The sequence below is a fragment of the Pantoea sp. EKM103V genome (assembly GCF_011800365.1).
Taxonomy (GTDB): Bacteria; Pseudomonadota; Gammaproteobacteria; order Enterobacterales; family Enterobacteriaceae; genus Pantoea; species Pantoea anthophila.
The window spans coordinates 140,536-158,448 of sequence record NZ_JAALFQ010000008.1; the positions used below are offsets into that span (position 1 = coordinate 140,536).

Consider the following 17,913-nt stretch of genomic DNA (forward strand, 5'->3'; position numbering starts at 1 on the left):
ATCAGGCTCCCAGCTCAATGCCGAAGTAATCGCGGGCGTTGTTAAAGCAGATGTTCTGCACCATCTGCCCTAACAGGGCTTCATCGCCCGGCGCCTCACCCTGCTCTACCCAGCGACCGATCATCTGACACAGCAGGCGGCGGAAATATTCGTGGCGGGTGTAGGAGAGGAAGCTGCGGCTGTCGGTCAGCATCCCGACAAAGCGACTCAGCAGTCCGATCTGCGACAGCTGGGTCAGCTGGCGCTGCATGCCATCCAGCTGGTCGTTGAACCACCAGGCGGAGCCGAACTGCATTTTGCCCGCCTCTCCTTCGCCCTGGAAGTTGCCCGCCATCGTAGCCAGCACTTCGTTGTCGCGCGGGTTCAGGCAGTAAAGAATGGTTTTCGGCAGCGCGTTATTGAGGTTCTGTGCGCCCAGCAGGCGTGCCAGCGGTTCGGCCAGCGGCTGATCGTTGATCGAGTCAAAGCCGACGTCCGGCCCCAGCAGCTGATACTGACGCGGGTTCGTGTTGCGCAGCGCGCCAATGTGATACTGCTGCACCCAGCCGCGACGGGCATATTCGCTGCCCAGCCAGACCAGCACTGCGGTTTTGAACTGGGCCGTCTCGTGTGGCGTGGGCGTGGTGCCGCTGCGGCGGCGCGCCAGAATGTTATCCAGCGTGACGTCATCGGCGTCGGCATAACAGACCACATCCAGTGCGTGATCGGACACCTTACAGCCGTGCGCCGCAAAGTGATCCAGCCGCTGATACAGCGCCCGGCGCAGGTCATCAAAACGCTGCACGCTGATGTCGGTCAGCTGCTCCAGCGCTCCGATCCACGGCAGGAAGGTTTCGGCTTCAATGTTAAAGGCTTTATCCGGCCGCCAGCTCGGCAGCACCTTCACGCTGAAGCTGGCATCTTCTGCCAGGGCGCGATGATGGCGCAGGTCATCCAGCGGATCGTCCGTGGTGCCGACCATTTTTACCTTCATCTGCTGCATGATGCCACGCGCGGTAAAGGCGTCCTGCGCCAGCAGCTCGTTGCAGCGATGCCAGATGCTGTCGGCGGTTTTTTCAGACAGCAGGGTATCGGTGATGCCGAAAGGACGACGTAGCTCCAGGTGCGTCCAGTGATAGAGCGGATTACCGATGGTGTGCGGTACGGTTCGTGCCCACGCATCAAACTTCTCGCGATCGCTGGCGTTCCCGGTACAGAACGCCTCAGCCACACCGTTGGCGCGCATCGCCCGCCACTTGTAGTGATCGCCCTTCAGCCAGATGTCATAAAGGTTGGCAAAGCGATAATTTTCGGCAATCTGCTGCGGCGGCAAGTGGCAGTGATAGTCGAAAATCGGCTGATCCTTCGCATAGTCGTGGTAGAGACGACGGGCGAATTCACTATCCAGTAAAAAATCCTCGGTCATAAAACGCGACATAGAGACATCCTCATCAGCTGAACCACGTATGGCTCAAAGTTATCATACCAATTATGGTCCGTGACGGAATTATTTGCGATCCTGCTCACATAAACCGCGGCCACTCACCGCCTTCATGGACATTTCTGTCGCCCACAGCGCGCTAAATGGCTGTCATCTGTCAGGTTTCCAGTATCCCACAGCGCAGAAAGGGTTTTTGTGATGGCTCTCAACTTTTAAAGTTGTATAACAAGTTAGGCTCTGGCCCCATCGTGAGGTCGCAGGCGACCCACACATGGCAGGGTAAAAACGGGGTTGCTGACACAGAACCTGCGGGCGTGAGCCGAGCTGTATCACGTGCTGTCCCGCTCCAGATAACAACAGCGGCATGACCGCATACAGAACTGGAAGAGGTAGAGGATGCGTAAGATCAAAGGGTTACGCTGGTACATGATTGGGCTGGTGACGCTCGGCACGGTACTGGGCTATCTGACCCGCAACACGATTGCGGTGGCGGCACCGACACTACAGACCGAGCTGCATATCACCACGCAACAGTACTCCTATATCGTGGCGGCCTACTCGGCCTGCTACACACTGATGCAGCCGGTGGCAGGCTATGTGCTCGATCTGCTCGGCACCAAAATTGGCTATGCGGTGTTTGCCGTGCTGTGGGCGATCTTCTGCGCGGCCACGGCGATGGCGGGCAGCTGGGGCGGCTTTGCTCTGGCGCGCGGTGCCGTCGGGGCGGCTGAGGCCGCGATGATCCCGGCGGGCCTGAAGGCGAGCAGCGAATGGTTTCCGGCCAAAGAGCGTTCGGTGGCGGTCGGCTACTTCAACGTCGGCTCCTCCATCGGCGCGATGCTGGCTCCACCGCTGGTGGTCTGGGCCATCATGGCGCACAGCTGGCAGATGGCCTTTATCATCACCGGCGTGCTGAGCATGGTCTGGGCGCTGTGCTGGCTGCTGTTTTATAAACACCCGAAACAGCAGAAGAAACTGAGTGAGGAGGAGCGCCATTACATTATCTCCGGTCAGGAGGCGCAGCATCAGACCGGTAACACCCGCAAAATGTCGGCGCTGGAGATTATCCGCAACCGCCAGTTCTGGGGGATTGCCCTGCCACGTTTTCTGGCCGAACCGGCGTGGGGCGCCTTTAACGCCTGGATCCCGCTGTTTATGTTCAAGGTTTACGGTTTTAACCTCAAAGAGATTGCGATGTTCGCCTGGATGCCGATGCTGTTTGCGGACTTCGGCTGCATTCTGGGTGGCTACCTGCCGCCGCTGTTCCAGCGCTGGTTTGGCGTCAACCTGATCGTCTCCCGCAAGCTGGTGGTGACGATGGGCGCGGTCCTGATGATTGCGCCTGGCACCATCGGCCTGTTCACCAGCCCCTATGTCGCCATCGCGCTGCTCTGTGTGGGCGGGTTTGCTCATCAGGCGCTTTCCGGTGCGCTGATTACCCTCTCCTCTGACGTTTTTGGTCGCAATGAGGTTGCCACGGCCAATGGCCTGACCGGCATGGCAGCCTGGACCGCCAGTACGATGTTTGCGCTGGTGGTCGGCGCACTGGCTGATACGCTGGGCTTCAGCCCGCTGTTTGCCGCGCTGGCGGTGTTCGACCTGCTGGGTGCGGTGGTGATCTGGACCGTCCTGAAAAACAAACCGGTTGCCGAACTGACCGCTGAGGCCGCCCTGCCGCCTGCGAATGCCGTTCGCAGCTAACCCACCGGGCTGGCATACGCCAGCCCATTTCCTCCCGCCGCCTGAAGTGGTATAACAACTTATCTGTTTTGCTATCAGGACTGTGCCATGGACCTCACCGAATCCCGTCGACTCTACCAGAAGCTGGCCAGCGAGCTGAAAAGCCGTATTGAAACCGGGATCTACCCGGTCGGTGACAAGCTGCCCGCTGAACGTCTGATTGCCGAAGAGATGGAAGTGAGCCGCACCGTGGTGCGCGAAGCGATCATCATGCTGGAAGTGGAAGGCTATGTGGAGGTCCGTAAAGGGTCGGGCATCCACGTCATTGCCAGCCAGCAGCAGAATCGCATCGCGCCGACCAGCAGCCAGCTGGAGTTCGCGACGTTCGGTCCGTTTGAACTGCTGCAGGCACGTCAGCTGATTGAGAGTAACGTGGCGGAGTTTGCCGCCACGCAGGTGACGCGACAGGACATCATCGACCTGATGGCGATTCAGGAGAACGCCCGTAAGGAAGATCACTTCCGCGATTCAGAGTGGGATATGCAGTTCCATGTCCGCATCGCCCAGTCCACGCAGAACAGCGCGTTAGCCGCCATCGTTGAAAAAATGTGGCTGCATCGTCAGCACAATCCCTACTGGCTGAAACTTCACGAACACATCGACCAGCGCAGCATTCTCAGCTGGTGCGACGACCACGATCAGATCCTCAAAGCCCTGATGCGTAAAGATCCCGCCGCCAGCAAACTGGCGATGTGGCAACATCTGGAAAATACTAAACAGATGCTGTTTAACGCGACGGCGGATGATTTTGAATTTAATGTCGACCGATACATGTTCGGTGAGAATCCGGTCATCCTCCCTGACGGCTCTAGCCACGCCCGCTAAACAGCCTGAACGCGCCGGTGAGGGTCAGTTAATCTGCAATAGTGTCAGGTCATGTAAAGCTCCTTTTTACACGCCGTTTCACAAGGTAAAACTCCTGTTCGTCAGCGAGTTTTCCTGTCTCAGACAGGTGATTTTTGTTACAGTTATCGCCCTTTTATTACCCTTTGAGACAGGGGGTTATAAAATCGCTGATTTAACAATCAATTCTGGAAGGATCCGGAAAATCCCGCCCAGGCTGCGCTCCTAAAATTTATAACGACATGCCGGTCTGCGTTTAAGTCCCTGTGGGACATGTTTAACAATGATGTTCAGGAATGATTGATGGATATTCTGCAAGCGTTGCTGCATGCCCTGTGGCAACAGGATTACGAGACCCTTTCCGACCCCACGCTGGTATGGGCCATTTACGGCGTGCTGTTCATGATTCTGTTTCTGGAAAATGGCCTGCTTCCTGCCGCGTTTCTGCCGGGTGACAGTCTGCTGATTCTGGTCGGCGTGCTGATTGCCAAAGGCACCATGAGTTTCCCCTTAACGATTCTGGTTTTAACCACCGGAGCCAGTCTGGGCTGCTGGGTGAGCTATATCCAGGGGCGCTGGCTCGGCAATACCCCCACGGTACAGAAATGGCTCTCCCATCTGCCCGCCCAGTATCACCTGCGCGCGCATAGCCTGTTTCACCGCCACGGCCTCTCTGCCCTGCTGATTGGCCGCTTTATCGCCTTTGTGCGCACCCTGCTGCCTACCATCGCCGGCCTGTCCGGTCTGAGCAACGCCCGCTTTCAGTTTTTCAACTGGGTCAGCGCGCTGCTCTGGGTGGTGATTCTGACCGTTATCGGCTTTGCACTGGGTAAAACACCGATTTTCCGGCGCTATGAAGATGAGATGATGTTCTTCCTGATGATGCTGCCACTGGCGCTGCTGGTCTTCGGGCTGGTGGGCTCGCTGGTGGTGTTGTGGCGTAAACGTCAGGCGAATCAGAACGGGAAAGCCGAGTAATGAAAGCGTTGCAGGCGATTCCAAAACGGTGGATGCCGTGGTTGATGGCGGGCGCGCTGGCGCTGATCGCGCTTTGCGTGGTTCCCGCCCTGATGCAGCACGAGACGGTGGTGCAGATCCGGGTTTCCCATGCGGGTGCGACCCTGCCCGATGGCTTTTATCTCTATCAGCAGCTCAGCGCGCAGGGTATCCGTATTAAAAGCATTACCCCGGCGGGCGATGCACTGATTATTCACTTTGACAGCGAAGAACAGAGTCTGGCGGCACAAAAGGTGTTACGCCGCTTGCTGCCACAGGGCTTTATCGTGGCGCAGCACGATCACGCTCAGCACCTTTCCCTGGCCTGATACGCCCCGTCCCTGCTTTTCAGGCCGTCGCGGCATCGCGTGGCGGCCTGACAGCCTCTCTATCTCCCGGTCTTCTTTGAACTTTTTACGTTGCGTGTCTATGCTTAACGGAGAGTCGGTTCTCAGCATCCGCGATTTGCCTATGATCCCGCTGCTGAACAATCAGGTCGCAAAGGAAGGTACCCAAACGGATGAAATATCACCTATTACTGGGCGTTGCCCTCTTTTCGCTGTCTGGCTCACTGCTGGCCGCCGAATCGCTGTGCGAGCAGAAAGAGCAGGACATTAAGCACGAAATTGAGATGGCGCAGAAACATAACAATCTGCGCCGGGTCAACGGCCTTGAGCGGGCGCTGACCGAAGTCCAGGCGGACTGTAGCGACAAAAAGCTGGAAGCCGCCCATCTGGAAAGAATTAACGCGCAGAAGCAGAAAGTGGCTGAGCGCGAGCACGAACTCAGGGAAGAGCGTGATGAGGGCCACGACAGGGAGAAGATTGCGAAGCGACAACAAAAACTGGATGAAGCGCGCCGGGAGCTGAAAAAGTTACAGGCGGAGCCCTATTAATCGGAATTAATCTACTGATGTTAAAGGAGTATTTTATGTCTAAAGACACATCATCGGAACATCTGCGTGCTGAACTGAAAAATCTGGCTGATACCCTGGAAGAAGTGCTGAGCAGCAGCACTGAAAAATCGAAAGGGGAGCTGGATAAGCTTCGTAATAAAGCGCGTGTGGCGCTGGACAGCTCACGTGAGCGCCTGGGTGAATCAGGCGAACGCCTCGCGGCGACAACCCGTGAAGCGGCGCAGAAGGCGGAAGGCTACGTGCGTGAAAATCCCTGGCATGGTGTGGGTATCGGTGCAGCGATTGGCGTTGCACTGGGCATGCTCATTTCGCGTCGCTGATTATGGCTGATTCACAGCAGAACCACGGCCCGGCTAAAGGGGTCATTAACATCGGCCAGCGTATTGTCACCACGCTGGTTGGTATGGTCGAGACGCGCGTTCGTCTGGCAGTGGTGGAACTGGAGCATGAGAAAGCCAACCTGATACAGCTGCTGTTGATGGTGGGCCTGACGATGCTGTTCACGGCGTTTGGTCTGATGAGCCTGATGGTGCTGATTATCTGGGCAGTGGATGCGCAGTATCGCCTGATGGCCATCGGGATCACCACCGGCACCCTGTTCCTGCTGGCGGTTATCTTCGGACTCTGGACCCTTCACAAATCCCGTCAGTCCACGCTGTTACGCCACACGCGTAAAGAGCTGGAGACTGACCGTAATTTGCTTGAGGAGCAGCGCTGATGAGCCGCCGCGAGCGTGAAGAACGCATCCATGAACTGCTTAAGCATGTGCAGCAGCAGCGGCTGGATTTAAGCGCGGCGCGGCGCGACTGGCTGGAAAGTACCGCCCAGTACGATCGTGGCTGGTTCACGTTCCTGAGCTTACGTCGCTATCTGGCGATTGGCAGCAGCGCGCTGGCCGTCTACTCGATTCGCAGTCCTAACCGGCTGCTGCGCTGGGCCAAGCGAGGATTTGGTGCCTGGAGTACCTGGCGCATGATTAAGTCCGCCCTGCCTCCGCGTTAACTCTCTGAAAAGCCGGTCCTGAAAAGACCGGCTTTCTTCATCAGTTTTTCTGAAAAACACTGACAGTTTTTCCTGCTTACAACCTTTTCACGCCGCGATTATCATCTCCAGCTATCAACCCAATGAAAAGCATCACTGCTTTCAGCGGGCACAAACCCTGCGGGCAGCCTGCCCTGCACTACTGATAACGCTGGAGTAAATGATGAAAAAATTCGAAGATACTGGTCTGTTGCTGGCTCGCATCCTGATGCCAATCCTGTTCATTACCGCGGGCTGGGGCAAAATCACCGGTTATGCAGGCACCCAGCAATATATGGAAGCGATGGGCGTGCCCGGCTTTATGCTGCCGCTGGTTATCCTGCTGGAGTTTGGCGGCGGTCTGGCTATCCTGTTTGGTTTCCTGACCCGTTTTACCGCGCTGTTCACTGCCGGCTTCACCATCCTGACCGCGTTCCTGTTTCACAGTAACTTTGCCGAAGGCGTGAACCAGCTGATGTTCATGAAGAATCTCTCTATCGCCGGGGGTTTCTTGGTGCTGGGTCTGGTGGGTCCGGGCGCATACAGCATTGATCGCCTGATCAGCAAAAGAAAACCGCAGGCGATTGCGCACTAATCTCACATAACGTGTAATGCCACATATACTTAGCAGGGCGGGGACATTTCCCCGCCCTGTTTGCTTTGGAGCCATTATGGGACAGTTAATTGACGGTGTCTGGCATGACACCTGGTACGACACCAAATCGACCGGCGGACGCTTTAAGCGCTCAGAGTCCGCCTTCCGTAACTGGGTGACCGCCGATGGCAGCGCAGGCCCGACAGGCAAGACGGGGTTTACCGCCGAACGCGACCGCTATCATCTCTATGTCTCGCTGGCCTGCCCCTGGGCGCACCGCACGCTGCTGATGCGTCAGCTGAAGGGACTGGATAACCTGATCGACGTCTCGGTGGTGCATCCACTGATGCTGGAGAATGGCTGGACGTTTGACGATACGTTTCCGGAGGCAACCGGCGACAAACTCTATCAGAATGACTTCCTCTATCAGCTCTATCTGCACGCCGATCCGCACTACAGCGGTCGCGTCACAGTGCCGGTGCTGTGGGACAAGCAGCAGAACACCATCGTCAGCAACGAGTCTGCCGATATCATTCGCATGTTCAACAGTGCGTTTGATGCGGTGGGTGCGCGCGCCGGGGATTACTACCCGGTTGCCCTGCGTGAGAAGATTGATGAGCTGAACGGCTGGATCTACGATACGGTGAACAACGGCGTCTACAAAGCGGGGTTTGCGACCTCACAGAGCGCCTATGACGAGGCCGTCACCGCCCTGTTCCACTCGCTGTCGCGCCTGGAGCAGATTCTGGGCCAGCACCGCTATCTGACCGGCGATCAGCTGACCGAAGCGGATCTGCGGTTGTGGACCACGCTGGTGCGTTTTGATCCGGTTTACGTCACGCATTTCAAATGCGATCGTCACCGGATTGGTGATTTCCGGAATCTCAGCGGTTTCCTGCGCGACATCTATCAGATGCCGGGCATCGCGGAGACGGTCAGTCTGCCGCATATTCGTCATCACTACTACTGCAGCCATAAAACCATTAACCCGCACGGCGTTATCTCTCTCGGCCCGGCGTTTGACTGGAATGAGCCGCACGGTCGCGATTAAGCGGCATCAGCCCCACGCAGTGGCGCGGGGCTGAGTCTCACCCCGGCGGCGTCCCGCGCCCTCAGCGAAACCCCACCAGAATGTTGTTCACCGCGCTGAAGATCTCATTCATCTGATCCTGAAACAGGGTCGGAAGGTTATACATCAGCAGCAGCGCCCCCAATCCCAGGGTGATGGAGATGGGGAAGCCAATAACAAAGATAGAGAGTTGCGGTGTCAGGCGGTTAAGTAAGCCCAGCGTCAGGTTCAGCGCCAGCAGCAACGTCACCACCGGCATCCCAATCTGCAATCCACTGCTGAAGATCAGGCCCGCAGCCTCGGGTAACCGATAAATCGCGCTGGTCTATCGCCCGCTGACTGAACAGGCCCCGCTCAGTCAGTCCGGTGAAGCGGGTATGGAGGGCGAGCGCTAGCCGGGGCTGACCGACAGCGCCAGAAAGCAAAAACCCCGCCGGAGCGGGGTTTTGTAGTAAGACGTCGAAGCTGACCGTTAAGCCGCGCTCCTTTCATGAAAAGCGTCGTGGACAGTCATTCATCACCGAATGCACGTCGCCTGAAAGCAAAAACCCCGCCGGAGCGGGGTTTTTTAGTAAGAAGTCGAAGCTGACCGTTAAGCCGGGTTCTGTCGTGGACAGTCATTCATCTAGGCCAGCAATCGCTCACTGGCTCAAGCAGCCTACCCGGGTTCAGTACGGGCCGTACCTTGTGAACCCCTATTTGGCCTTGCTCCGGGTGGAGTTTACCGTGCCACGAACTGTTGCCAGTCGCGCGGTGCGCTCTTACCGCACCCTTTCACCCTTACCTGATCCCATTTCTGGGCCATCGGCGGTTTGCTCTCTGTTGCACTGGTCGTAGGCTTGCGCCTCCCAGGCGTTACCTGGCACCCTGCCCTATGGAGCCCGGACTTTCCTCCCCTCTGCCCGTCTCCCCACAAGTGAGGACGACGACAAAGCGGCGACTGTCTGGTCAGCTTCGGCGCGGGATAATAGGGCATTCGCCCGCATTTGTCACGCCTCTTGCTGCTCCAGCGCATACTTATAAAGCGCATTTTTCTTTACGCCGTGGATCTCAGCCGCCAGCGCAGCCGCCCGCTTTAACGGCAGCTCTTTCTGCAGCAGCGCCAGCGTTCGCAGCGCATCCGCCGGAAGCGCGTCTTCGTCATCGGCCTTATGGCCTTCAACGATCAGCACCATCTCGCCTTTGCGGCGATTCTCATCTTCTTTTACCCACGCCAGCAGGTCGGCCACCGGCGCGCCGTGGATCGACTCCCAGGTTTTGGTCAGCTCACGCGCCAGCACCACATAGCGATCCCCGCCCAGCTCACTCACCATATCCTGCAGGCTGTCGATCAGACGGTGGGTAGACTCATAGAAAATCAGCGTGCGCGGCTCCTGCACCAGCGCGCGCAGAGCGTCACAACGCCCCTTGGTTTTGGCCGGCAGAAACCCTTCGTAACAGAAACGATCGGACGGCAGCCCGGCGGCACTTAACGCCGCAATGGCGGCACAGGCGCCTGGCAGCGGCACCACCCGGATGCCCGCTTCGCGGCAGCGGCGCACCAGATGGTAGCCCGGATCGTTGATCAGCGGCGTGCCAGCATCCGAAACTAAGGCTATGCTTTGACCCTCCTCCAACTTCGCAATCAGCAGTTCAGCCTTGTGCTGTTCGTTGTGGTCGTGAAGTGCGAAGAGTCGCGCATTGATGGCGAAATGTTGTAGCAACAGCCCGGTATGACGTGTATCTTCCGCAGCGACCAGATCGACGCTCGAAAGCACCGTCAGCGCCCGCTGGGTGATATCACCCAAATTACCAATCGGGGTTGGAACGATGTAGAGCGTGCTGGCAGAAATCTCTGCCCGATCGAGTTGTTTCATTGTTTCATCCGAATTGCCGATTTAATATTGAGCATCTTGAAAAAAACATCACTGGATACAGTATGCTTCCTTCAAAAGTCGTTCGTCATAAAGCAGGACGCTTTCTGCCTGTCATTCTTGCTGGGCTGATTTTAGCCGCGTGTAGCGGTCAGGGGCCGCAAACCTCAACCGTCAATATTCAGGGGCCTGCCACAGCCAGCTCCGCTTACTATCTGCAGCAGGCGCAGCAAAGCAGCGATGATAGCAAGACCGACTGGCAATTACTCGCAATCCGCGCCCTGTTGAAGGAAGGAAAGTATCCTGAAGCGACCCAGCAACTGAGTCAGCTGCCGCAGCAGCTCTCTGAGACGCAGCAGCAGGAATCGCTGCTGCTGAAAGCGCAGCTGCTGATTGCCCAGCAGAAGATCAAAGAGGCTGAGCCCCTGCTGGCTGACGTGAAAACCGGTGCATTATCGAAGGATCAGCTGGCGCGTTTTTACAGCCTGCAGATCGCCAGTGCACAGGGTCGCCCTTCTCTCTCCCTGTTGCGCACCTATATTGCGCAGGAGCCGCTGCTGACCGGCAGCGACCATCAGGCCAACATCGATGCTACCTGGCAGGCGCTGACGCAGATGTCGCCGCAGGAGGCCAGCAACCTGGTCATTAACGCCGATGAAAACGTGCTGCAGGGCTGGCTCGACCTGCTTGCCGTCTGGCGGGCTAACACCCAGGATGCCGGGATGCTTAAGTCGGGCATCAAAGACTGGCAGACCCGCTATCCGCAGAATCCGGCGGCCAAAACGCTGCCGACGCAGCTGAGCCAGATGCAGAACTACACCAAAGCCTCAACCAGCATTATCGCGCTGCTGCTGCCCATGAATGGTCAGGCGCAGGTCTTCGCGAATGCGATTCAGAAAGGCTTTACTGACGCGAAGAATGGCGTCTCCGCCCCTGCGGCCCAACCGGCGGCCGCACAGCCCGCCGCGACGGATGGCACGGCCAGCACGCAACCGGCAGCTGTCGCCGGCTCGGCTTCCGACCCGATCAGCGCGCCGCAACAGCAGGCGGCTGAAGCCACCCCGCAGGCGCAGCCTCAGTCTCAGCCTGCCGCCACCGCCGAACCAGCCAGCAACGCTCAGATTAAGGTCTATGACACCAGCAGCCAGCCGATTGAGCAGGTGATGCAGCAGGCCCAGCAGGATGGCGCCACCCTCGTGGTGGGGCCACTGCTGAAGAGCAACGTGGAGAAAGTGGCTAACAGTCAGACGGCACTCAATGTTCTGGCGCTTAACGAGCCGGAAACGATCCAGAACCATCCGAATATTTGCTACTTTGCGCTTTCTCCTGAAGACGAAGCGCGCGATGCCGCGCACCATATCTGGGATCAGGGCAAACGCGAGCCGCTGTTGCTGGTTCCGCGCAGCGGTCTGGGCGATCGCGTCACCAATGCTTTCGCGCAGGAGTGGCAGACGCTGGGTGGCGGTACCGTGATGCAGCAGCGCTTTGGCTCGACCGCTGAGCTGAAGCAGGGCATCAACAGTGGCGCGGGCATCAGCCTGTCAGGCACGCCGGTGAATGCGGCCCCTGCCCAGCAGCAGCAGGGTGTGTCCATTGCCGGTCTGACCATTCCGGCGCCGCAGCAGAGCACGCCAGAGGCCGTCAGCACCAGCAGCGGCGGAGGCGTCGATGCGGTCTATATCGTTTCCACCCAGGATGAGCTGCAGCTGATTAAGCCGATGATCGCCATGCGCACCGGCAGCCGCAGCAACATTTCGCTCTATGCCAGCTCGCGCAGCGCGCAGGCGGGTGCCGGTCCCGATTTCCGTCTGGAGATGGATGGCCTGCAGTTCAGCGATATTCCTCTGCTCTCCGGCAGCAACCCGGGCCTGATGCAGCAGACCTCGAAGTCATTCAACAATGACTACTCGCTGGTGCGCCTCTATGCCATGGGGATGGATGCCTGGACGCTGGCCAATCACTTTAACCAGATGCGTCAGTCACCGGGTTATACGCTGGATGGCAACACCGGTAAGCTCAGCGCCAACACGGATTGTGTGATCAACAGGAAGTTGACATGGAACCAGTATCGTCGGGGCGAAATCGCACCGGCCAACTGACCCGCCGTCAGACTGGCGCCCGGTATGAAGAAGATGCCCGGCGCTATCTGGAGCAGGCGGGCCTGAAATGGGTCGCCAGCAATGTTCACTTTCGCGGGGGTGAACTTGACCTGATAATGCGTGACGGGCACTGTTGGGTGTTTGTCGAAGTTCGCTACCGCCGCGATGCGCGCTACGGTGGCGCACTCGCCAGCATCACCCGCCGCAAACAGCAGAAGCTGCTGCGCGCTGCCGCTCTCTGGCTGGCGCAACGCGGCGGCAGTTTTGCAACGGTGAATTGCCGTTTCGACATCATCGCCATTACCGGCACGGCGCTCGAGTGGCTGCCGGATGCCTTTAATGCAGACGTTTAGAACCAGGTGGTTGTGTGCAGGAAAGAATTAAAGCGTGTTTTACTGAAAGTATTCAGACCCAGATTGCTGCCGCTGAGGCGCTGCCCGATGCCATCTCCCGTGCGGCCATGACGCTGGTACAATCTCTGCTGAATGGCAATAAGATCCTGAGCTGCGGCAACGGCGCCTCATCCGCCAATGCCCAGCACTTCGCCGCCAGCATGATCAACCGTTTCGAAACCGAGCGCCCCAGCCTGCCGGCGCTGGCGTTAAGTGCAGACAACGTGATGCTGACCGCGATTGGTAACGATCGCCTACACGATGAAATTTATGCCAAGCAGGTGCGCGCGCTGGGCCACGCAGGCGATGTGCTGCTGGCCATCTCAACCCGTGGCAACACCCGCGACATTGTGAAGGCCGTTGAAGCCGCGGTAACACGCGATATGACGATCGTTGCGCTTACCGGGTATGATGGCGGTGAGCTTGCCGGACTGCTGGGCCCGCAGGATGTGGAAATCCGCATTCCCTCACACCGCAGTGCCCGGATTCAGGAGATGCATATGCTCACCGTTAACTGCTTATGCGATCTGATCGATAACACCCTCTTTCCCCATCAGGAATGACCGAAGGAGCACGAATGAAAGCATTGAACGCTATCGCTATTCTGTTAACCGCCATGCTGCTGCAGGGCTGTGTCGCCGTGGTTGCCGGTGGCGCAGCGGTTGCCACCAAAACCGCCACCGACCCCCGTACGGTCGGCACGCAGGTGGATGACGGCACGCTGGAGCTGCGCGTCACCAATGCGCTGGCGAAAGATCAGCAGATCAAAACCGATGCCCGCGTCATCGCCACCGCCTATCAGGGCAAAGTGCTGCTGACCGGTCAGGCACCGTCGCAGGAGATCGCCAATCGTGCCAAACAGATCACCATGGGCGTGGATGGCGCCACCGAGGTCTATAACGAGATCCGCATTGGTCAGAAGGTGACGCTTGGCACCACCTCGTCAGACACCTGGATCACCACCAAGATCCGCTCGCAGCTGCTGGGCAGCGATCAGGTGAAATCCTCCAACGTGAAGGTGACCACCGAGAATGGCGAAGTGTTCCTGCTGGGTCTGGTGACGCAACAGGAAGGGCAGGCGGCGGCCGATATCGCCAGCCGCGTCAGTGGCGTGAAGCACGTCACCACCGCCTTTACCCTGCTGAAGTAACGCGTAAAACGCGTAAGACGCAAAAAAGGCGGCCATGGCCGCCTTTTTTATTGCCTGAGGATCAGACCGGGATGTCGATGACCAGTGCCCGGGTCGCCGTTTTCGCCGTCAGCGTCAGCAGCGACTCTTCCTGCAGAAAGGCACCGTCGCCGCACCCGAGCGCTTCCCGATGCGCCGCACCCGATCGGGCTTCCAGCGAACCGTGAATCGACTGCAGATAGGCGCGCGGCCCCTGCAGATGCAGCGCGTGCTGCTCGCCCGGCGCCAGTTCGACCTGATGGATCCACACCTGCTGACGCAGTTGCAGGCTCTCATCCACGCCATCCGGCGAGGCGATCAGCTGAGAGGTGCGGCCCGCCGTCAGGGCCAGTTTCTGCATCCGCGGATTCTCACGCTCCGGGCAGGCGGCCAGCCACAGCTGCATACGGGTCAGCGGGCGCTCTTTGCTCAGGTTGATTTCGGTGTAACTGACCCCCGGCTGGGCTGAGAGCAGCAGCGCCTCCCCTTCCTGCACGCTGATCGTGTTGCCTTCGCTGTCGCGATACTCCGCTTCGCCCTGCAGCACGATGTTAAGCACATCGACCTGCGGATAGGTGCGCGGCTGAAAGGCGGCCCCTGGTGCCAGCACTTCCTGATTCAGTACGCGCAGTGACGCGTAGCCCATCAGTTTTGGATCAAAATAGTGGCCAAAAGAGAAACTGTAGCGGGCCTGCAACCAGCCAAAGTCGGCCTGGCCACATGCGGACGCACTGCGTGTCGTTATCATTATTTACCTCCGGCATCCGGTGACGAGGATCGGTCACGGACTCTATGCACACATGGTAAAAGTCTGGACGCCGGATTGTTAGCCAGTTAATCTGCCGGGCATGTTCAAATTTCCTGACAGAGAAACGGGATGGCTAAAGAGCGTGCGTTAACCCTTGAATCGTTACGCGTAATGGATGCGATTGATCGACGTGGTAGTTTTGCGGCGGCGGCCGATGAGCTGGGCCGCGTGCCCTCTGCACTCAGCTATACCATGCAGAAGCTGGAAGAGGAGCTGGATGTGGTGCTGTTTGACCGCTCCGGCCACCGCACCAAATTTACCAACGTGGGACGCATGCTGCTGGAACGTGGCCGGGTGCTGCTGGAAGCGGCCGACAAACTCACCACCGATGCCGAAGCGCTGGCGCGTGGCTGGGAAACCCATCTGACCATCGTGACCGAAGCGCTGGTGCCCATCGACGCCCTCTTTCCGCTGGTGACGCGCCTGGCCGACAAAGCCAATACCCAGTTTTCGCTGGTCACCGAAGTGCTGGCGGGGGCATGGGAGCGGCTGGAACAGGGACGGGCCGATATCGTCATCGCCCCCGATATGCATTTCCGCGCCTCAACCGAGATCAACACCCGCAAGCTCTACACCATGATGAGCGTCTATGTCGCCAGTGCCGACCATCCGATCCATAACGAGCCGGAACCGCAGTCTGAAGTGACGCGGGTGAAATACCGCGGCATTGCGGTGGCGGATACCGCGCGTGAGCGCCCGGTGCTGACTGTGCAGCTGCTGGATAAGCAGCAGCGCCTGACCGTCAGCAGCATGGACGACAAGCGCCGTGCGCTGCTGGCGGGTCTGGGCGTGGGAACCATGCCCTATCCGCTGGTTGAGCAGGATATTGCGGAAGGCCGCCTGCGGGTCGTGAGTCCGGAATATACCCGCGAGGTCGACATTATTATGGCGTGGCGGCGGGACAGCATGGGCGAGGCCAAAGCCTGGTGCCTGCGTGAGATCCCGCGCCTGCTGGCGAAGAAAAACTGACGGCGGCAGAGCCTCGCGTTAAGAGCGGCTCAGGCAATCCATCGCCACCGCTCTGAAACTGCTGAAGTCAGTGCTCTCCCGCAGGCGGATCATCGCCCTTTCCCGCAGAAACGTGACAAACAGATCGTAGATCGCCATCGCCTCTTCATATTCGCTTTTGCTGATCGCCAGCAGGAAAATCACATAGGCGGTGTCGTCGCCCCAGGCGATGCCCTGCGGGGCCAGCACGGTGTAGACCACGGTTTTCTTCGCCAGCAGCCCCAGCGAGTGCGGCAGCGCAATGCCTTCACCGAGCATGGTGCTGACAATCGCTTCGCGCTCCTCCACCGACGGATAGAAAGCAGCATCCACGAACCCCTCCGCCTCCAGCTGATCGCACAACTGCCGGAACAGTTCAGACTGGGTCATCGGCCTGTCGACGATATGAAAGTGCTGAGCATCAAAATATTTCGTCAGCATATAGGGACGGGTACGATCCACCAGTACCAGCTTGCCGATCTGCTCCAGCTGAAACCCGGTGGGAAACGGTGACATCACCACCACCGGTTTCTCTTTTTCGCTGAGCCGGATGGTCGAGATCACAAAGTCCTCATCGATGCGGCTGCGCGCCTCATATTCACGCTGAGAGAGGCGTGCCGTCACCTTCAGCTGCGGGTATTTGCGCAGCAGCATCGCCTCAATCATCCGCAGCGTCGAGTTACCGCTGTCGCAGACCAGCAGCACCTGGGGATGACGCTGATAGCCCACGTCATAGTGGCGCTCCAGCCCGACACCGATGTGCAGCACCAGAAAGCCAATCTCATTCTCGCTGATGACGTAAGGGGTATATTTCCCCCAGCTGGTCACCGCCGCTAAGGTGACATCATAGGCCATGGGGTAGTGCTGCTTGATGTTGCTGAGCAGCGGGTTAGGAATATGGATCTGGTAGCGCACCCGGGTGATCATGGTCTTGATATGGGTAAGCAGATCGGCACGCAGTTGCTGATCGTTCTGCAGATTAAAGTTGTAGTAGGTGTTGATGAAGCTGAGCAGGTAATCCACCAGCGCATCGGCGTCATCCGCATTGATGGCGCTGGGGGCGATAGCCTGAATGCGCCGTGCCGCAATGTTGACCCGCAGCCAGTTCTCTTCAGCCGGTGAGATCGGTTTACTGACCAGCGGGCGCATCAGCGTAATCAGCTGGTGCGCCGCTTCGCGCACGTCATCCCCAATCTCCTCGGCGCCGGGATCGTTAAGCGGATAGCCTTCGCTGATACGGCGCACCGCCACCGCACAGTAGATCCGCAGATAGCGTTCTCCCTCATCGCTGAGGCGGATATTGTGTTCAGCAAAGCAGCGTTGCAGCAGCGGCTGGAGGGTTTCCAGCATACCGCTGTTGAGCGCTTCAATGGTCAGCAGCGGACTCTCCGGCTGTGACTGATCGATTTGCCACAGCAGATCGGTCAGGCAGGTTCGGATCGCCACTTCGCTGCCGAACAGCTTCATGCCGTAGTGGGGCTTGCTTTCAATCGTCAGATGATAGCGTCCCAGCCACTCGCGCACTTCCGCCATATCGTTCTGCAGGGTGGCGCGGCTGACAAACCACTCCTCGGCCAGCTCTTCAAGTTTCAGCGAATAGGCCGCGGTGAGAAACCGGGTCAGCAGATAACGGATACGGTCAGGCGACGTGCGCGGGATGCGCAGTGGTGAGGCGCTGTGTTGCTGCAGATGCTGAAAGCGCTGAGCATCCTCAATCTTCAGCTGATAGCCCGCGCCACGGCTCAGGACGAACTGCGCACCATGTTCAGCCAGCAGCGCATTCAGCGCCGTGATGTCGGTGCGTACGGTGCGGGTCGAGACGGCAAAACGCCGCGCCAGTTCATCCTGAGGCAGCGTTTCGTTTTGCAGGGCATCAAACAGTTGCGCAAGGCGCTGATTGGGAAATCTCACGACAGTTACCTGTTTACAGAGAAAATCAGGGAAACGGAAACTCAGCCTACGGGGATCGTGACGCAACGTCCATGTTGCGTGCGCGGCCTGCCACCC

The 17,913-nt window shown here is 58.5% G+C and carries 20 protein-coding genes and 1 other RNA gene; 15 read left to right on the plus strand and 6 right to left on the minus strand.

Going from position 1 to position 17,913, the window contains the following annotated elements; translation table 11 throughout:
• Position 1: 1 nt before the first annotated feature.
• Positions 2 to 1,417 (minus strand): glucuronate isomerase, encoded by a 1,416-nt coding sequence (gene uxaC, locus HFD97_RS16125; protein WP_058956450.1) that lies wholly within the window; start codon positions 1,415 to 1,417, stop codon positions 2 to 4.
• 399 nt (positions 1,418 to 1,816) lie between these two features.
• On the opposite strand from uxaC, the gene HFD97_RS16130 reads away from it, so the two are divergent.
• The 10 genes from HFD97_RS16130 (at position 1,817) to HFD97_RS16175 (ending at position 8,581) form a co-directional block, all read left to right on the plus strand.
• The gene (locus tag HFD97_RS16130; protein ID WP_167432234.1) at positions 1,817 to 3,121 is read left to right on the plus strand and encodes an MFS transporter; all 1,305 of its coding nucleotides are present in this window, start codon (positions 1,817 to 1,819) and stop codon (positions 3,119 to 3,121) included.
• An 87-nt stretch (positions 3,122 to 3,208) separates the two neighbouring features.
• Positions 3,209 to 3,985, plus strand: coding sequence for a transcriptional regulator ExuR (gene exuR / locus HFD97_RS16135; protein WP_009087356.1), 777 nt, complete (start codon positions 3,209 to 3,211; stop codon positions 3,983 to 3,985).
• Positions 3,986 to 4,306: 321 nt separating this feature from the next.
• Positions 4,307 to 4,981 (plus strand): DedA family protein, encoded by a 675-nt coding sequence (locus HFD97_RS16140; RefSeq protein WP_009087358.1) that lies wholly within the window; start codon positions 4,307 to 4,309, stop codon positions 4,979 to 4,981.
• Positions 4,981 to 5,328 carry an EnvZ/OmpR regulon moderator MzrA gene (mzrA, locus tag HFD97_RS16145; RefSeq protein WP_009087359.1) on the plus strand — a complete coding sequence of 116 codons (348 nt, stop codon included), beginning with the start codon at positions 4,981 to 4,983 and terminating at the stop codon, positions 5,326 to 5,328. The genes HFD97_RS16140 and mzrA overlap by 1 nt, the downstream gene beginning before the upstream one ends.
• Positions 5,329 to 5,519: 191 nt before the next feature.
• Positions 5,520 to 5,894: a DUF1090 domain-containing protein gene (locus HFD97_RS16150; protein ID WP_009087362.1), complete on the plus strand. Its 375-nt coding sequence runs from the start codon at positions 5,520 to 5,522 to the stop codon at positions 5,892 to 5,894.
• A gap of 35 nt (positions 5,895 to 5,929) precedes the next feature.
• Positions 5,930 to 6,235 carry a YqjD family protein gene (locus HFD97_RS16155; RefSeq protein WP_009087364.1) on the plus strand — a complete coding sequence of 102 codons (306 nt, stop codon included), beginning with the start codon at positions 5,930 to 5,932 and terminating at the stop codon, positions 6,233 to 6,235.
• Positions 6,236 to 6,237: 2 nt separating this feature from the next.
• Positions 6,238 to 6,633 carry a phage holin family protein gene (locus HFD97_RS16160; RefSeq protein WP_009087366.1) on the plus strand — a complete coding sequence of 132 codons (396 nt, stop codon included), beginning with the start codon at positions 6,238 to 6,240 and terminating at the stop codon, positions 6,631 to 6,633.
• Positions 6,633 to 6,917 (plus strand): YqjK-like family protein, encoded by a 285-nt coding sequence (locus HFD97_RS16165; RefSeq protein WP_009087368.1) that lies wholly within the window; start codon positions 6,633 to 6,635, stop codon positions 6,915 to 6,917. Before HFD97_RS16160 ends, HFD97_RS16165 begins: the two co-directional genes overlap by 1 nt.
• 202 nt (positions 6,918 to 7,119) lie before the next feature.
• Positions 7,120 to 7,530 carry a DoxX family protein gene (locus tag HFD97_RS16170; RefSeq protein ID WP_009087370.1) on the plus strand — a complete coding sequence of 137 codons (411 nt, stop codon included), beginning with the start codon at positions 7,120 to 7,122 and terminating at the stop codon, positions 7,528 to 7,530.
• Between the two features lie 76 nt (positions 7,531 to 7,606).
• A complete protein-coding gene (locus HFD97_RS16175) occupies positions 7,607 to 8,581 on the plus strand; it encodes a glutathione S-transferase family protein (RefSeq protein ID WP_140924887.1) in 975 nt (324 codons plus the stop codon).
• A gap of 61 nt (positions 8,582 to 8,642) precedes the next feature.
• Here the strand turns inward: HFD97_RS16175 and HFD97_RS16180 are convergent, their stop codons facing one another.
• The 3 genes from HFD97_RS16180 to rsmI all read right to left on the minus strand — a co-directional run bounded on the left by HFD97_RS16180 (position 8,643) and on the right by rsmI (position 10,455).
• The gene (locus HFD97_RS16180; protein ID WP_050544646.1) at positions 8,643 to 8,870 is read right to left on the minus strand and encodes a flagellar biosynthetic protein FliR; all 228 of its coding nucleotides are present in this window, start codon (positions 8,868 to 8,870) and stop codon (positions 8,643 to 8,645) included.
• 306 nt (positions 8,871 to 9,176) lie between these two features.
• Positions 9,177 to 9,555, minus strand: an RNA gene (gene rnpB, locus HFD97_RS16185) — RNase P RNA component class A.
• Positions 9,556 to 9,588: 33 nt separating this feature from the next.
• Positions 9,589 to 10,455 (minus strand): 16S rRNA (cytidine(1402)-2'-O)-methyltransferase, encoded by an 867-nt coding sequence (rsmI, locus tag HFD97_RS16190; RefSeq protein WP_009087377.1) that lies wholly within the window; start codon positions 10,453 to 10,455, stop codon positions 9,589 to 9,591.
• Positions 10,456 to 10,517: 62 nt separating this feature from the next.
• Here rsmI and HFD97_RS16195 point away from each other — a divergent pair, with 62 nt between their 5' ends.
• The 4 genes from HFD97_RS16195 to dolP are packed head-to-tail and all read left to right on the plus strand — an operon-like array spanning position 10,518 to position 14,093.
• Entirely contained in the window at positions 10,518 to 12,551 is a 2,034-nt protein-coding gene (locus HFD97_RS16195) for a penicillin-binding protein activator (protein ID WP_167432233.1), read from the plus strand.
• Positions 12,509 to 12,904, plus strand: a complete 396-nt coding sequence (locus tag HFD97_RS16200; protein ID WP_150030232.1) for a YraN family protein — start codon at positions 12,509 to 12,511, stop codon at positions 12,902 to 12,904. Before HFD97_RS16195 ends, HFD97_RS16200 begins: the two co-directional genes overlap by 43 nt.
• A gap of 14 nt (positions 12,905 to 12,918) precedes the next feature.
• Positions 12,919 to 13,506 (plus strand): DnaA initiator-associating protein DiaA, encoded by a 588-nt coding sequence (gene diaA / locus HFD97_RS16205; RefSeq protein WP_003855538.1) that lies wholly within the window; start codon positions 12,919 to 12,921, stop codon positions 13,504 to 13,506.
• A 14-nt stretch (positions 13,507 to 13,520) separates the two neighbouring features.
• A complete protein-coding gene (dolP, locus tag HFD97_RS16210) occupies positions 13,521 to 14,093 on the plus strand; it encodes a division/outer membrane stress-associated lipid-binding lipoprotein (protein WP_009087383.1) in 573 nt (190 codons plus the stop codon).
• Positions 14,094 to 14,154: 61 nt separating this feature from the next.
• Here dolP and HFD97_RS16215 read toward each other — a convergent pair whose 3' ends face one another.
• Positions 14,155 to 14,859, minus strand: a complete 705-nt coding sequence (locus HFD97_RS16215; protein WP_154929170.1) for a pirin family protein — start codon at positions 14,857 to 14,859, stop codon at positions 14,155 to 14,157.
• 129 nt (positions 14,860 to 14,988) lie between these two features.
• Between HFD97_RS16215 and HFD97_RS16220 the strand changes: the two genes are divergently transcribed.
• Positions 14,989 to 15,888, plus strand: a complete 900-nt coding sequence (locus tag HFD97_RS16220; RefSeq protein WP_009087386.1) for a LysR family transcriptional regulator — start codon at positions 14,989 to 14,991, stop codon at positions 15,886 to 15,888.
• 18 nt (positions 15,889 to 15,906) lie between these two features.
• Here the strand turns inward: HFD97_RS16220 and HFD97_RS16225 are convergent, their stop codons facing one another.
• Complete coding sequence (locus HFD97_RS16225) at positions 15,907 to 17,817, minus strand: transcription antiterminator (RefSeq protein WP_009087389.1); 1,911 nt, start codon at positions 17,815 to 17,817, stop codon at positions 15,907 to 15,909.
• Positions 17,818 to 17,913 lie beyond the last annotated feature (96 nt).

Coding starts and splice junctions, on each gene's coding strand:
- uxaC (WP_058956450.1), bottom strand. CDS start 1,417: ATGTCGCGTTTTATGACCGAGGATTTTTTACTGGATAGTGAATTCGCC.
- HFD97_RS16130 (WP_167432234.1), top strand. CDS start 1,817: ATGCGTAAGATCAAAGGGTTACGCTGGTACATGATTGGGCTGGTGACG.
- exuR (WP_009087356.1), top strand. CDS start 3,209: ATGGACCTCACCGAATCCCGTCGACTCTACCAGAAGCTGGCCAGCGAG.
- HFD97_RS16140 (WP_009087358.1), top strand. CDS start 4,307: ATGGATATTCTGCAAGCGTTGCTGCATGCCCTGTGGCAACAGGATTAC.
- mzrA (WP_009087359.1), top strand. CDS start 4,981: ATGAAAGCGTTGCAGGCGATTCCAAAACGGTGGATGCCGTGGTTGATG.
- HFD97_RS16150 (WP_009087362.1), top strand. CDS start 5,520: ATGAAATATCACCTATTACTGGGCGTTGCCCTCTTTTCGCTGTCTGGC.
- HFD97_RS16155 (WP_009087364.1), top strand. CDS start 5,930: ATGTCTAAAGACACATCATCGGAACATCTGCGTGCTGAACTGAAAAAT.
- HFD97_RS16160 (WP_009087366.1), top strand. CDS start 6,238: ATGGCTGATTCACAGCAGAACCACGGCCCGGCTAAAGGGGTCATTAAC.
- HFD97_RS16165 (WP_009087368.1), top strand. CDS start 6,633: ATGAGCCGCCGCGAGCGTGAAGAACGCATCCATGAACTGCTTAAGCAT.
- HFD97_RS16170 (WP_009087370.1), top strand. CDS start 7,120: ATGAAAAAATTCGAAGATACTGGTCTGTTGCTGGCTCGCATCCTGATG.
- HFD97_RS16175 (WP_140924887.1), top strand. CDS start 7,607: ATGGGACAGTTAATTGACGGTGTCTGGCATGACACCTGGTACGACACC.
- rsmI (WP_009087377.1), bottom strand. CDS start 10,455: ATGAAACAACTCGATCGGGCAGAGATTTCTGCCAGCACGCTCTACATC.
- HFD97_RS16195 (WP_167432233.1), top strand. CDS start 10,518: ATGCTTCCTTCAAAAGTCGTTCGTCATAAAGCAGGACGCTTTCTGCCT.
- HFD97_RS16200 (WP_150030232.1), top strand. CDS start 12,509: ATGGAACCAGTATCGTCGGGGCGAAATCGCACCGGCCAACTGACCCGC.
- dolP (WP_009087383.1), top strand. CDS start 13,521: ATGAAAGCATTGAACGCTATCGCTATTCTGTTAACCGCCATGCTGCTG.
- HFD97_RS16215 (WP_154929170.1), bottom strand. CDS start 14,859: ATGATAACGACACGCAGTGCGTCCGCATGTGGCCAGGCCGACTTTGGC.
- HFD97_RS16220 (WP_009087386.1), top strand. CDS start 14,989: ATGGCTAAAGAGCGTGCGTTAACCCTTGAATCGTTACGCGTAATGGAT.